Annotated in this window: 11 protein-coding genes and 1 tRNA gene; 10 read left to right on the top strand and 2 right to left on the bottom strand. The window is 62.1% G+C overall.

Going from position 1 to position 14,260, the window contains the following annotated elements; translation table 11 throughout:
• Positions 1–245 precede the first annotated feature (245 nt).
• Genes pgaA through pgaD form a run of 4 tightly spaced genes read left to right on the top strand, consistent with a single transcriptional unit; the run spans position 246 to position 6,626 of the window.
• Entirely contained in the window at positions 246–2,729 is a 2,484-nt protein-coding gene (pgaA, locus tag KCG87_RS06255; protein WP_210556910.1) for a poly-beta-1,6 N-acetyl-D-glucosamine export porin PgaA, read from the top strand.
• 12 nt (positions 2,730–2,741) lie between these two features.
• A complete protein-coding gene (pgaB, locus tag KCG87_RS06250) occupies positions 2,742–4,739 on the top strand; it encodes a poly-beta-1,6-N-acetyl-D-glucosamine N-deacetylase PgaB (RefSeq protein ID WP_210556908.1) in 1,998 nt (665 codons plus the stop codon).
• Position 4,740: 1 nt separating this feature from the next.
• Entirely contained in the window at positions 4,741–6,096 is a 1,356-nt protein-coding gene (pgaC, locus tag KCG87_RS06245; protein WP_007961454.1) for a poly-beta-1,6-N-acetyl-D-glucosamine synthase, read from the top strand.
• On the top strand, positions 6,093–6,626 hold the full coding sequence (gene pgaD / locus KCG87_RS06240) for a poly-beta-1,6-N-acetyl-D-glucosamine biosynthesis protein PgaD (protein ID WP_135294709.1): 534 nt from the start codon (positions 6,093–6,095) through the stop codon (positions 6,624–6,626). Before pgaC ends, pgaD begins: the two co-directional genes overlap by 4 nt.
• 103 nt (positions 6,627–6,729) lie before the next feature.
• On the opposite strand, the gene KCG87_RS06235 is transcribed toward pgaD, so the two are convergent.
• Entirely contained in the window at positions 6,730–8,253 is a 1,524-nt protein-coding gene (locus tag KCG87_RS06235) for an FAD-dependent oxidoreductase (RefSeq protein WP_210556906.1), read from the bottom strand.
• Between the two features lie 139 nt (positions 8,254–8,392).
• Here KCG87_RS06235 and KCG87_RS06230 point away from each other — a divergent pair, with 139 nt between their 5' ends.
• The 5 genes from KCG87_RS06230 to KCG87_RS06210 all read left to right on the top strand — a co-directional run bounded on the left by KCG87_RS06230 (position 8,393) and on the right by KCG87_RS06210 (position 12,221).
• A complete protein-coding gene (locus KCG87_RS06230) occupies positions 8,393–8,953 on the top strand; it encodes a YbhB/YbcL family Raf kinase inhibitor-like protein (RefSeq protein ID WP_103367783.1) in 561 nt (186 codons plus the stop codon).
• Positions 8,954–9,041: 88 nt separating this feature from the next.
• Positions 9,042–10,727: a VWA domain-containing protein gene (locus KCG87_RS06225; RefSeq protein WP_210556904.1), complete on the top strand. Its 1,686-nt coding sequence runs from the start codon at positions 9,042–9,044 to the stop codon at positions 10,725–10,727.
• Positions 10,727–11,338, top strand: coding sequence for an RNA polymerase sigma factor (locus KCG87_RS06220; RefSeq protein WP_210556902.1), 612 nt, complete (start codon positions 10,727–10,729; stop codon positions 11,336–11,338). The genes KCG87_RS06225 and KCG87_RS06220 overlap by 1 nt, the downstream gene beginning before the upstream one ends.
• Positions 11,335–11,934: a hypothetical protein gene (locus KCG87_RS06215; RefSeq protein WP_210556900.1), complete on the top strand. Its 600-nt coding sequence runs from the start codon at positions 11,335–11,337 to the stop codon at positions 11,932–11,934. Before KCG87_RS06220 ends, KCG87_RS06215 begins: the two co-directional genes overlap by 4 nt.
• Positions 11,935–11,954: 20 nt before the next feature.
• Positions 11,955–12,221, top strand: a complete 267-nt coding sequence (locus tag KCG87_RS06210; RefSeq protein ID WP_225137024.1) for a hypothetical protein — start codon at positions 11,955–11,957, stop codon at positions 12,219–12,221.
• 76 nt (positions 12,222–12,297) lie between these two features.
• On the opposite strand, the gene KCG87_RS06205 is transcribed toward KCG87_RS06210, so the two are convergent.
• Positions 12,298–12,374: transfer RNA gene (locus KCG87_RS06205), tRNA-Arg, on the bottom strand.
• 442 nt (positions 12,375–12,816) lie between these two features.
• Here KCG87_RS06205 and gabD point away from each other — a divergent pair.
• On the top strand, positions 12,817–14,259 hold the full coding sequence (gene gabD, locus KCG87_RS06200; protein WP_007963502.1) for an NADP-dependent succinate-semialdehyde dehydrogenase: 1,443 nt from the start codon (positions 12,817–12,819) through the stop codon (positions 14,257–14,259).
• Position 14,260: the final 1 nt, after the last annotated feature.

Raw genomic sequence — 14,260 nt, 5'->3', positions numbered from 1 at the left:
CTGCGTTCTAAATAACAACGCCCGGCCTCTGATCCACAGACGCCGGGCGTTTTGCTGTCTGGTGTGCGGGTTTTCGTCTGAGCCGGCGCCGCGATTCTGAACAATTATTGCGTTCTGGATATTCGACTACGCTTGCATGCAAGACTGCCTGACTAAGCTTGGCTGGGTCTCTTTTGACTCGGTCTCCGTTACGAATGGGCAAGGGGGGCATTGCGACCCGGCTGGCCATGTAAGGATGCTGACGAATGCCGCGTATAGATGTTCCTGTTTTACATCGTGGTTTACGCCCGTTGTTTCGCGTTGCGCTGTGCAGCCAGTTGCTCTGGCCGGCACTGGCGTTTGCCGATACGGCCTATGATCAGATGGTGCGTGATGCCCGTGCCGGGCAGACCACGCCTGCGCTGAACGTGCTGCGCCAGGTGCCACCGGGGCAATCGACCACCGGCCAGATCAGCGATCACCTGCAAATCGCCAGTTGGGCCGGCCTCGATGCCGAGGTGGTGCAGGTCTATGAGACCCAGGGCCGTGACCGGGTGCTGCCGGTGCAGGCACTGACCGCCACCGCACGCGCCTATCGCAACCTCAAGCGTTGGGAGCAGGCGACCCAGGTCTACAACAAGGCCCTGGCGCTGGAGCCGGACAACGCTGACCTGCAACTGGGGCTGGCGCTGACCCAGGCTGACGCGGGCAAACCCGACGAAGCCGTGACCCGCGCCAAGGCTCTGGTTGCCGCCAAACCCGACGATCCCTCACGCCGTCTCGCACTGGGCTATGCCCTGACCCGCGCCGGCAAGCAGTACGACGCATTGTTTGAATACGATCAGGCGTTCATGCGTGCCGGCAGCAAGCCGGAAGTCGCCCGTGAATACGTGGTCGCCCTGCAAAAGGCGCGGCTGCCGGAACCGGCGCTGCGTCTGGCCAATCAACGTCCGGGGCTGATCGACCCGGTCACCCTGCGTCGCCTCGAAGGTGATCTGGCTGCCGAACGCGTGCGTCTGGCCGAACTCGCCACCCGCAGCGAAAAAGAACGCTATGTGATCGCCGACCGCGCGCTGGCCGATTACGACAAATTGCTCGCCAACTGGACTCCGGACGCCAGCGCCCACGATGACGTAATTCGCTGGCGCATCGACCGCATGGGCGCACTCAAGGCGCGGGCGCGCACCGCCGACGTGATCAATGAATATCAGAAGCTGCAAAGCGAAGGCGTGAAGATTCCGACCTACGCCTTGCGCTGGGTGGCGGCGTCGTATCTGGATCAGCGCCAGCCGGAAGTCTCCACTGACCTGTATCGCCAGGTGCTGTCGGCCCCCGACGCTGATGTCGGTGATCGTCTCGAAGACACCACCGCGTTGTACTACTCGCTGCTGGAAAGCGACCGCGCCGATGAAGCGCGCAAAGTCGCCGAGGATCTGGCCAAGACCCAGAAGCCGCGCGTCGAACTCAAGGGCTTGCCGATCGGCAACCCCAACGACGAATGGATGGACGCCCAGCAGCTCGCGGCGCAGGCCGGTACCTACGGCTCCGACCTGCCGCACGGCGAGGAACGCCTGCAGACCCTGGTCGATCAGGCCCCGGGCAACCTCGGTTTGCGTCTGGCCCAGGCCGATCTGTACCTGGCCCGACAGTGGCCACGCCGCGCCGAAAACCAGCTCAAGGAAACCGAGAGCATGGCCCCCCGCGACATGGGCCTGGAGCTGGCTCAGGCGCGTACCGCGATGACCCTGCAGGAATGGCGGCAAATGGATGCGCTGACCGATGACGTGGTCGCGCGTTTTCCCGACAACCGTCAGGTGCAGCGCGCGGCCCGCGAGCGCGAAGTGCACGACATGTCCGAACTGCGTGTCGAAGCCTACGGCGGCAAAGCCAATGGGGGCGGCGGCAGCGGCGGTGCGGGCGCGGTCAGTGGCAGCCGCGATTTCGGCATCCAGAGCACCCTGTACAGCCCGCCGATTGATGAAGACTGGCGGGTGTTCGTCGGCGCCGGTTATGCCACCGGCGATTTCGCCGAAGGCACCGGCACCGACCGCTTCCAGCGCGTTGGCCTGGAACGGCGCACCCGTGACATGAGCCTGGAAGCCGAAGTTTCCAATCACGATTACGGTTACGGCGCCAAACAGGGCGCACGCATCGCGATTGCCCGCGACATCAACGACAACTGGCAGTACGGCGGCAGCTTCGCCTACTTGTCGGCCGAGACGCCGTTGCGTGCGCTCAACAGCGACATCAAGGCCAACGGCGGCAACGCGTTCATCCGCTGGCGCGCCAACGAGAGCCGCGAGTGGAAACTGTCGGTCAGCCCGTCGCACTTCAGCGACGGCAACAACCGTGTCGAAGCCTTGCTCACCGGGCGCGAGGGCGTTTACAGCGCGCCGAACGTGCAGGTCGATGCCGGTCTGGAAGTCGGCACCAGCCACAACTCCAATTCCGAGGATGTGCCGTACTTCAACCCGAAGTCGGACTTCAGCGTCATGCCGACGGTCAACGTCAACCATGTGCTTTACCACCGCTACGAAACCTCCTGGAGCCAGCAATTCCAGGCCGGTGCGGGTACCTACAGCCAGCGTGACCACGGCACCGGCGGCATGGCGATGCTCGGCTACGGCCAGCGTTATGCCTGGAACGACGTGTTCGAGGTGGGCGGCTTGTTCAGTGTGATCAACCGGCCCTACGACGGTGATCGGGAGACCGATCTGCGTCTGCTCGTCGACCTCACTTTCCGCTTCTAGAAGAGTTTGAAGATGCCTTTGATGACGCGTTTCATCCTTCTGCTGGGAGTGCTGCTGATCAGCGCCTGCGCCCAGCAAGCCCCGGCCTTCGCGCCGCCGTCGCAACGTCCGGTGGCGGCCAGTGAAAAACCCTGGCCGAAAAACCATGTGCTGGGCATCGCCTATCACGACGTCGAAGATCGCGACCCCGATCAGGCCGTGGTGGCCGTGCGCACCGAGCGCATGATCGAACAGTTGGCCTGGCTGCGCGAGAACGGCTACCAGCCGGTCACCGTCGATCAGATCATGGCCGCGCGCAAGGGCGGCCCGGAATTGCCGGCAAAGGCGATCCTGCTCAGCTTCGACGACGGTTACTCAAGCTTCTATACCCGCGTGCTACCGGTGCTGCGCGCCTACAACTGGCACGCCTTGCTGGCGCCGGTCGGCACCTGGATCGACACGCCGCTCAATCAACCGGTGGATTTTGCCGGCGCACCCCGCGCACGCTCCGACTTCCTGGCCTGGGATCAGGTGCGGGAAATCTCGCAGTCGGGTCTGGTGGAAATCGCCGCGCACACCGACGCCAGCCACAAAGGCATCCTCGCCAACCCGCAAGGCAACATGCAGCCGGCGGCGGCAACCCGCCGTTACGATCCAGTCACCAAACGCTATGAGTCCGAAGAGGATTTCCGCGCCCGAATCCGCAATGACGTCGCGACCATTTCGGAAAAGATCCGCAAGGTCACCGGCAAGAAACCGCGCATCTGGGTCTGGCCGTACGGTACGGCTGACGGCACATCCCTGACCGTGGTCGGCGAGCAGGGCTACGAGATGGCCCTGACGCTGGATGACGGTCTGGACGCCCTCGACAACCTGATGAGCAGCCCGCGCTTTTTGGTCGCCTCCGATCCTGATGGCGAGCATTTCGCCAACAGCATCGTCGCGGCGCAGTCGGATTTCACCATGCGTGTGGTGCATGTCGATCTGGATAACGTCTACGATCCGGATCCGGCGCAACAGGAAATCAACCTCGGCAAGCTGATCCAGCGCATGGCCGACATGGGCGCTAACACCGTGTTCCTGCAGGCCTTCGCCGATCCGAAGGGCGACGGACTGGTGCACTCGCTGTACTTCCCCAACCGTCACCTGCCTGTACGCGCCGACATCTTTGATCGCGTCGCCTGGCAACTGCGGACTCGGGCGCACGTGAAAGTGTTCGCGTGGATGCCGGTGCTGAGTTTCGGCCTCGATTCGAAGCTGCCGCGTGTTACGCGCTGGGATCCGAAGACCGGCAGCACCTCGGTCGATCCGGGCCAGTATCAACGCCTGTCGCCATTCGATCCGCAAGTACGGCGGATCATCGGTGAAATCTACGAAGACGTGGCGCGTCTGACCTCGGTCGACGGCATCCTTTATCACGACGACGCGGTGCTCTCGGACTTCGAAGACGCCAGCCCCGAGGCCCTGAAGGCGTATGCCGCGCACGGCTTGCCGGGGTCCATTGCTGCGCTTCGCGATGATCCGGCAGCCATGCAGCGCTGGACGCGGTTCAAGAGCAAATACCTGATCGACTTCACCAATGAGCTGACCGCCAAGGTACGTGCGATCCGTGGCCCGCAAGTGCTGACCGCACGCAACATCTTCGCCGAGCCGGTACTCAATCCTGAGAGCGAAGCCTGGTTTGCGCAGAACCTCGACGACTTCCTCGTGACCTACGACTGGACGGCGCCGATGGCCATGCCACTGATGGAAAAACAGACCCAGGCGCAATCCGGCCCGTGGCTTGAAGAACTGGTGGCGAAGATCAAACAGCGCCCCGGTGCACTGGATCGCACCGTCTTCGAACTGCAGGCCCGCGACTGGACGAAAAAGGATCAGGCCGACATCGACGGCGCCCAACTGGCCGACTGGATGGGCCGGCTCAAGCGTCAGGGTGCGACCAGTTTCGGTTACTACCCGGACAACTTCCTCGACAACCTGCCGGACCTGAAAACCGTAAGGCCTGCGCTCTCCAACAAATGGAACCCATGACATGCTGGATAGACTGTTAGCCCTGCTTGTTCTGGCGCTCGTCCTCGGCGTGCCGCTGGGGTTGATCTTCCTGGTCACCGGGCAGTTCCTGATGGACTTCGTGTTCTTCTACCCGTTGTTCATGTCCGGGCTGTGGATTGCCGGCGGCCTGTATTTCTGGCTGCACTGGGAACGCCACTGGCCATGGAAGGACGACACTTTGCCGCCGCCACTGGAAGGCGAGCCGCTGATCTCGATCCTGATCCCTTGCTACAACGAAGGCGAAAACGCTGCCGACACGATTCACGCGGCGCTGGCCCAGCACTATCCGAACATCGAAGTCATCGCGATCAACGACGGCTCGAAGGACAACACCGCCGAAGTGCTCGACCGGCTCGCCCAGGAGGACCCGCGCCTGCGGGTGCTGCACCTGGCGGAAAACCAGGGCAAGGCCGTTGCCCTGCGCATGGGCGCCATTGCTGCGCGCAGCGAATATCTGGTGTGCATCGACGGCGACGCGCTGCTGGCGCCGAACACGGCGGCCTATCTGGTGGCGCCGATGCTCGACAACGCGCGGCTTGGCGCAGTGACCGGCAACCCACGGATTCGCACACGTTCGACCCTGGTCGGGCGGGTGCAGGTCGGCGAGTTCTCGTCGATCATCGGCTTGATCAAACGCACGCAGCGGGTGTTCGGGCGGATCTTTACCGTGTCCGGCGTCATCGTCGCGTTCCGTCGTACCGCGTTGAACCGGGTCGGCTACTGGAGCCCGGACATGATCACCGAAGACATCGACATCAGCTGGAAGCTGCAACTCGATCACTGGAGCATCTTCTACGAGCCGCGCGCGCTGTGCTGGATCCTCATGCCGGAAACCCTGCGCGGTCTGTGGAAGCAGCGCCTGCGCTGGGCCCAGGGCGGTGCCGAGGTGCTGTTCAAGAACATTCGCGGGATCTGGCAGTACCGTCATCGTTACTTGTGGCCACTGCTGTTCGAGTACTGCCTGTCGACCGGGTGGGCCTTCACCTTCCTGCTATCGGTGATCTTTTGGGGCGTGGGCAAGTTCGTGGTCATGCCGGAATCGATTGCCGTGCATCACCTGATGCCCCCGGCGTTCACCGGCCTGTTGCTGGCGTTCGTCTGCCTGGTGCAATTCGCGGTCAGCATCATCATCGACCGGCGCTATGAACCGGGTCTGGGCCGAACCATGTTCTGGGTGGTCTGGTATCCGATCGCGTTCTGGCTGGTCAGCCTGCTCACCACCTTGGTCAGTTTCCCCAAAGTGCTGTTTGGTCAGCATCAGAAGCGTGCACGCTGGGTCAGCCCTGACCGCGGCATCAAGCCGGTTGGCGACGACGAAGAGGAGGTCATCAAATGAAAATCATCCGGACCCGGCAGCGGCCCTTCCTGGTGGTGGTCGATGTGGTCCTCACCGTGCTGGCCTGGGTCGGCCTGCTGTTTCTGCTGATTCGCGGACTGTGGCCGTTGATCGAGACCCACGCCGGTGGGCCACGCATCGACAACTCGGCGTTCGAGGCCCTGGGTACGTTGCAGATCTACCTGTGGGTGGCGCTGGTCAACGCAGTGATCCTGATTGGTTGGGCGCGTTATCAGCAGCGCAAAAGCAGAAGTTTCGCCCAGCGTCGTTTGCCGGCACCGGTGGTCGATGATGAAGGGCTGAGCAAGAGCTTCCGCCTGTGCGATGACCGCCTGGAGAAGCTGCGCACACCCGGGGTGATGACCATCCACAACGATCAGGAAGGTGATATCAGCCATGTGGTGCTGAACTTCCGTCCGCTGCAGCCAGCGGAGTTGCCGCCACCGCTGGCGCCGCCGGAACACCCACGGGTGATCTTTCTGCACGCCGAGGATGATGACAATCGCGACCCGGTGAATCGCCCCACCTGAACAACGACTCCCCTGTAGGAGCTGCCGAAGGCTGCGATCTTTTGATCTTGATTTTAAAGATCAAAAGATCGCAGCCTTCGGCAGCTCCTACATTGTTCAGCATTCAGCAGCGAATCATCTCCCACGCGTCTTCCATCGTCAGCGGCTGTTTCATCCGCTCGGCCAGCATCGCCATGGCTCGCTCTTCCTCGCAAGCCACGGCGGCAACCACCACGCCGTTGTGGCCGAACAGGCCAATAAAGGGCGGATGCTCGGGCTCGCCTTTGAACTCGATTTCATCCCACTGGCTGGCGTGGCCCAGGTAGTCGTAGTTCCTGCCGAAGTGCCAGGTCCAGAAAAACGGCACATCCAGATAATGCTCATCGGCGCCCAACATGTTGGCGGCAGCGATGCGTGCGTGCTGCTGGGCCAGGCGCCAATGCTCAATGCGTTGCGGCTGGCCGCTCAGGGTGAACGTGGCGATATCGCCAATCGCCCATAGACCTTCGCAGACCCGCAGACCGGCATCGACGCGCAGTGACTGGTCTTTCTCCCTTGGCAGCGAAGCGAACGCTTCTGTGGCCGGATGCACACCAACCCCCGCCAGCACCAGATCCGCCGAAACGCGCAAACCGTTGTCCAGCAGCACCGCCTCGACTTTGCCATCACCGGTGATTTCCCGGGCTTCGTGATCGGTGATGAATTTCACCCCGTGTTGTTCATGCAGCGCACGGATCGCCTTGCCCACCGCTTCGCCAAATTGCGCGGCAAACGGGATGGCGTGGCGGGCGATGACTGTGACGTCGAGGCCGAACTGACGCAGGGCCGAGGCGCATTCGAGGGCGATAAAGCTGTCGCCGATGATCAGCGCCCGCTGCTCGGGTTTGGCGGTGCGCATGATCTGTTCGGCCTGGGCTTTCGAGCGCAGAACGAACACCTGCGGCAGGTCGGCGCCGGGTAGTTGCAGCGGATTGGGCACGCCGCCGGTGGCGAGTACCGCGGCGTCGTAGCGCAGGGATTGGCCGTCGTGCAAATGCAGGGTTTTCGCTGAGGAGTCGATGGCAGTGATTGCGCCTTGCTGGCGTTCGATGCGCTGCTCTTGATAAAAATCTTCATCGCGCAGTGGCGGAGTTTCTTGCGCCGACATCTCGCCGGCGAGGACGAATTTGCTCAGTACCGTGCGGTCGTAACCGGCCTCCGCTTCGCGGTCGAGCATGATGATCCGGCCACCGAAACCTTTTTCCCGCAGAGCCGCCGCACATGCCGTGCCCGCTGCACCTGCGCCGACAATCACAAAGGTGCGTGAATCATCGGCCGGAGGCGTGTGAGCATCCGGCAGCGGTTGATCATCGACCCAGACCTCATCGCCACGTAACTCCAGCGGATAACGCTTGAGGCTGTCGAGGGCCGGTGGCTCGCACAACGCGCCGTCTTCGACGCGAAATGCGGCTTTATGCCAAGGACAGATCAGGCGTCCGTTGCACAGCGCGCCGTCAGCCAGTGGCGCCCCGGCATGTGGGCATTCGCCCTTAAATGCGCGCAGTTGGCCATTGGCATGGAGCAGAACAATCTTGCGCTCGCCGATTTCGACTTGCAGGCCACGGTCTTCGGGGACATCGGCGACACGGGCGACACGGTGCAGGCTCATGTTCGTGCTCCTGACAGGCATTTCTCTTACGAGTTTGCGCCGCCGTGCGAGGTTCAGCCAATTGCCACTGCCAAGGTACGAACGGTACAGCTATAGTTTGCAGGCCGACGAAGGCCCAACTGCACAAGGTACTCCCGGAATGACCCGATTGACCTCTCTCAACCCTTGGCTGGCGGCCGTCGCCGTCGCCCTTTGCGTGCAGTTTCCGGCGCAGGCGGCCGAGCGCTTTACCCTCGACATCCCCGGTGTCTCGGACAACCGTCTGTTCACCTCGGCCGCCGCGAGCGATGCGGCCGGTTGCGGTGGCAAGAACCAGTCCCCGGCACTGGCCTGGAACGCCGGGCCTGCCGGCACTCTGAGCTACGCGATCGTCATGCACGACCCGGACGGCCAGAAAGGTGCGGGCGTCGATCACTGGATTCACTACGGCATCAAGGCCACCACCCGGCAGATCCCGGCCGGCGTCGGCGCCAAATCCACTCTCGAAGGCGTGGGCGGTACCAATAGCAAAGGCACCACCCATTACATCGGGCCGTGCCCACCGGTTGGCGACAGCGCCCACCACTACATCATTCAGATTTACGCCCTGGATCTGGCCCCGGACGCCTTGCCAGCCGGCCTGACCCGCGCCGAACTGATGGACAAAATCAAAGGCCACGTACTGCGAAACAGCAGCGTGGTACGGCGTTATCACCGCTGAAAAAAATTTCAGCGGCGTTTAACCCGATCTGAAAGGGCTGCCCGTCTCAGTGGATGAATGGATCACTTTCATCCCGAGGTCAGCCCCCATGTCCCGCTCCCTGCCTTTTCTGCGACCCGTTGCCGTCGGTGTGTTGTTGACCGTCGCCGGTTGCGGCGTGTCTTCCAATCCCGAATCGGCTGCCGTTCCGGCGCCGGCCCAGCCACAGGCGTCGATTCAGCATGAGGCGCTGATCGCCGATGGCGCCATGGCCAAGCGCAGTGCGCGACCGGCGCCGATGGCCAGTTTCGCGGCGATGCCGGCCCCGGAAAGTTATTCACAAGGCTATCGTGACGAGCAGCGCGAGCAATATCAGGCGCTAGCCGACAACCCGATCCACAGCGTGGACGAGGCTCCGGTCTCGACCTTCAGCGCTGACGTCGATACGGGCGCCTACGCCAACGTCCGACGTTTGCTCAATCAGGGACGCCTGCCGCCGGAGGGCGCGGTGCGGCTGGAAGAGATGGTCAATTACTTTCCCTACAACTATGCGCTGCCGACCGATGGTTCGCCCTTCGGCGTAACCACCGAACTGGCCGCCACCCCGTGGAATCCGCACACCCGCCTGCTGCGCATCGGCATCAAGGCCTCTGACCGGGCTGTGGCGGAGCTGGCCCCGGCGAATCTGGTGTTTCTGGTGGATGTGTCCGGCTCGATGGATCGCCGCGAAGGGCTGCCACTGGTCAAAAGCACATTGAAACTGCTGGTCGATCAGTTGCGCGAACAGGATCGGGTGTCGCTGGTGGTGTATGCCGGCGAATCCCGTGTGGTGCTGGAGCCAACGTCCGGACACGAGAAAGCCAAAATTCGCACAGCCATCGAGCAATTGACCGCAAGCGGTTCAACCGCTGGCGCGTCGGGCATCGAACTGGCCTATCAAATGGCGCAGCAGGCGTTCATTCCCAAAGGCATCAACCGCATCCTGTTGGCCACCGACGGTGACTTCAACGTCGGCGTCAGCGACTTCGACAGCCTCAAACAAATGGCTGTGGATAAACGCAAAACCGGGATTTCCCTGACCACCCTGGGTTTCGGTGTGGATAACTACAATGAACACTTGATGGAGCAACTGGCTGACGCCGGCGACGGCAACTACGCCTACATCGACAACCTGCGCGAGGCGCGCAAAGTGCTGGTGGATCAACTCGGTTCGACCCTGGCGGTGGTGGCAAAAAACGTCAAATTGCAGGTGGAATTCAACCCGGCGCAGGTCAGTGAATATCGCCTGCTCGGCTACGAAAACCGCGCCTTGAAGCGTGAGGATTTCAGCAACGACAAAGTCGATGCCGGTGAAGTCGGCGCAGGACACACGGTGACCGCGCTGTATGAAATTGTTCCGACAGGTGAGAAGGGCTGGCTGGAACCGCTGCGCTACGGTAAATCGGAGAAGGTGGTTGCTGCGAAGGGTGGAGAATTGGCGATGCTGCGTGTGCGTTATCAACAGCCCGAAGGTGGGAAAAGTCTGCTGATCGAGCGGCCGATTGCCAATCAGGTCGCACCGGCCAGTGAGGACCTGCGTTTCGCGGCGGCAGTGGCGGCGTTTTCCCAGCAGCTCAAGGACGCTCGCTACACCGGCGACTTCAGCCTCAAGGACACCGAAACCCTGGCCCGTGGCGCTCGGGGCGACGACCGCTTCGGCTTGCGCAACGAGTTCGTGCAACTGGTGGAACTGGCGCAAAGCCTGCGCGCCTCAACCGCATCGAATGCGATGCCCACTGAGCGACGGATTGAATAGTGAGCCGATTGAAAGGCTTCATCAGTCAGCTGTTTGCTACGCCAGACAGCGCGGCCGCCAGCAGCGATGAAACGCTGCTGGCGCGTTATCGCGAGGGCGACGGCGCGGCGTTCGAGATTCTGTACGCGCGCCATCGTCAGGGTTTGTATCGGTTTCTGCTTGGATTGAGCGGCAAACCGGAACTGGCTGACGAAGTCTTTCAGGACACCTGGCTGAGCCTGATCCGCAGCACCAGTCAGCCACAGGGCCGGGCGACGTTTCGTACATGGCTGTTCCAGATTGCGCGCAATCGGCTGATCGATCACTGGCGCAAACACGGCGCACATCAGCCGCTGCACGACAGCTACGACGAACAGCTGCATGAGATTGGCGACGAGACCCACGATCCCGAACAATTGCTGAACCTCAGCCGCGACAGCCAGCGCCTGGAAAGCGCTCTGCAAACCTTGCCTGCCGATCAGCGCGAAGTGTTCCTGCTGCGTGCCCACGGCGACCTCGACCTGGCACAAATCGCCAGCCTCACCGAAACACCGCTGGAAACCGTCAAGAGCCGCTTGCGCTACGCCCAGCATAAACTGCGTCGGCTGCTGGCCGAGGAGGTACTGACATGACTGACGCCCGCCAGACACCCGAAGAATCTGTGATCAAACATGTACGCGAACAGCACAATGTTGAACCGCCGGCGCACCTTGATGCGTTCATCCTCAAGGCTGCTCTCCGCGAAACACCGGTGCCCAAGCCAGGCCTGTGGCAACGCTGGCTGCGGGCCTGTCAGAAACCGCGTTGGCAGGTCGCCTTCGCCAGCCTGGTCGGTGTGGCACTGATGCTGTCGCTGGTGCAACACACGCCGGAACCACAACCGCAATTCGACTTCGCCCCGGCGGCCAAACCGGCCGCGCCATTGGCGCGTAAACAAGCCCCGGAAGCGCAATCACTGCCCGCTCCACCCGCTGCGGCCATGTCCGCGCCGGCGCCGATGATGGAAATGGCCGCGCCGATGCAAAGCGACGCGATCAGCGCCGACCAAGCCAAACTCAACAAACGCGCCGCCGCCCCAGCCAACGGCCTAGATACGCAGCTGCGCGAAGTCCTGCGCCTGCGCGACTCCGGTCAGTTGCAAGCCGCTGACGCGCTATACAACAACCTGCACAAACGCTACCCCGGCGTGGACCTCGACCGGCGACTCGAAAAAATCCGCCAGAACTGACCGCTTGTTCACCCAGCCATTTGGCATTGCCCGGCAAAAACGCGCACTATCGGGCCATGGCTGAAGCGCTGGAGAACAAAGTGGCAGCAAAAATCGACCGCATCGCCCAACTCCTCAACTGCCCGCAGAAGGGCGAGGAGATGCGGCGCGCGATTACCGAGGCGCGCAAGGAATTTCTGCTGAACCAGTCGGAAGAAGACGTCGTGGAAGAAGACGAGGTTTTTGAGGAGGTTGGGGAAGAAGAGGAAGACGACGATTACGACGAGTTTGACTGGACGACGGAGTGACCGTCGTCGCATGAAACACCGCGCCCACAAAAAAGCCCCGGACCATCACAGTCCGGGGCTTTCTCGTTTCAATTCATGGCGCACCAGGCGGGATTCGAACCCACGACCCCTGCCTTCGGAGGGCAGTACTCTATCCAGCTGAGCTACTGGTGCAGCGGGCGACATCATACCTAGGTCGGCTCGGGGCGTCCATGCCGGGTTTTGGCGGGTTTTGTCAGTGCGCGTGTCCGTAGAATCGCTGCATTCCTTAAAGCTGTAACGTCCTGCAAAACCCTCGCTTGGCGCTTTTTCCTGGCTGATCTATGGTTTGGCTGCGGCCGGGGCTTTTTGCTCGTTGATCTGAAAAAACCAGCAAACGCTGGGTTTTTGTTCTTTTTTTCGAACGACCTATTGTCCTTTACCCCCTTTGCTCCTACGATCCGTTTGAGATTTCAAACGCTCTTTGACGGGGTGTGGATGCGCAGATGCTGTGAATAACGCACGATCGCTGCGCCTCACCCGGTAGATGATTTCCCTGACGGCAGCCTTGCGAGGCGCCTTTCTACAATCATAATTTTGCTCCGCGCAGGCCGCGGTGCTGTTAAGGAAAGCCGACATGCAGCTTAAAGACACCCAGTTGTTCCGCCAGCAAGCCTTCATTGATGGCGCTTGGGTCGATGCGGACAACGGTCAGACGATCAAGGTCAACAACCCGGCCACCGGCGAAATCCTCGGCACCGTGCCGAAGATGGGCGCCGCCGAAACCCGCCGCGCCATCGAAGCCGCTGACAAAGCGCTGCCGGCCTGGCGTGCACTGACCGCCAAGGAGCGTGCAGGCAAGCTGCGTCGCTGGTTCGAACTGATGATCGAGAACCAGGACGACCTCGCGCGCCTGATGACCCTCGAGCAAGGCAAGCCGCTGGCCGAAGCCAAGGGCGAAATCGTTTACGCCGCTTCGTTCATCGAGTGGTTCGCCGAAGAAGCCAAGCGTATCTACGGCGACGTGATTCCGGGCCACCAGCCAGACAAGCGCCTGATCGTGATCAAGCAGCCGATCGGCGTGACCGCCGCGATCACCCCGTGGAACTTCCCGGCGGCGATGATCACCCGTAAAGCCGGTCCGGCGCTGGCCGCCGGTTGCACCATGGTGCTCAAGCCAGCGTCGCAAACCCCATTCTCCGCTTTCGCCCTGGCCGAACTGGCGCAGCGGGCCGGCATCCCTAAAGGTGTGTTCAGCGTGGTCTCCGGCAGCGCCGGCGACATCGGCAGCGAGCTGACCAGCAACCCGATCGTGCGCAAGCTGTCCTTCACCGGCTCGACCGAAATCGGCCGTCAGCTGATGTCGGAATGCGCCAAGGACATCAAGAAAGTCTCGCTGGAACTGGGCGGCAACGCGCCGTTCATCGTGTTCGACGACGCGGACCTGGATAAGGCCGTCGAAGGCGCGATCATTTCCAAATACCGCAACAATGGCCAGACCTGCGTCTGCGCCAACCGTCTGTACATTCAGGATTCGGTCTACGACGCGTTCGCCGAGAAGCTGAAAGTGGCGGTGGCCAAGCTGAAGATCGGCAACGGTCTGGAAGAAGGCACCACCACTGGCCCGCTGATCGACGAAAAAGCCGTGGCCAAGGTGCAAGAGCACATCGCTGACGCCGTGGCCAAAGGCGCCACCGTGCTGGCCGGTGGCAAGCCGATGGAAGGCAACTTCTTCGAGCCGACCATCCTGACCAACGTGCCGAAAGACGCGGCTGTCGCCAAGGAAGAAACCTTCGGCCCGCTGGCGCCGCTGTTCCGCTTCAAAGACGAAGCCGAAGTGATCGCGATGTCCAACGACACCGAGTTCGGTCTGGCGTCGTACTTCTACGCTCGTGACCTCGGTCGTGTGTTCCGCGTGGCGGAAGCGCTGGAATATGGCATGGTCGGCGTCAACACCGGGCTGATCTCCAACGAAGTCGCGCCGTTTGGCGGCATCAAGGCCTCGGGCCTGGGCCGTGAAGGCTCCAAGTACGGCATCGAAGATTACCTGGAAATCAAATACCTCTGCCTGGGCATCTAAG

Origin of the sequence: Pseudomonas sp. MWU347, assembly GCF_017947305.1 — a bacterium.
GTDB classification, from domain to species: domain Bacteria; phylum Pseudomonadota; class Gammaproteobacteria; order Pseudomonadales; family Pseudomonadaceae; genus Aquipseudomonas; species Aquipseudomonas putida_A.
The sequence above is the reverse complement of the archived record's forward strand: the minus strand, read 5'-3'. Positions and strand labels throughout refer to the sequence as shown.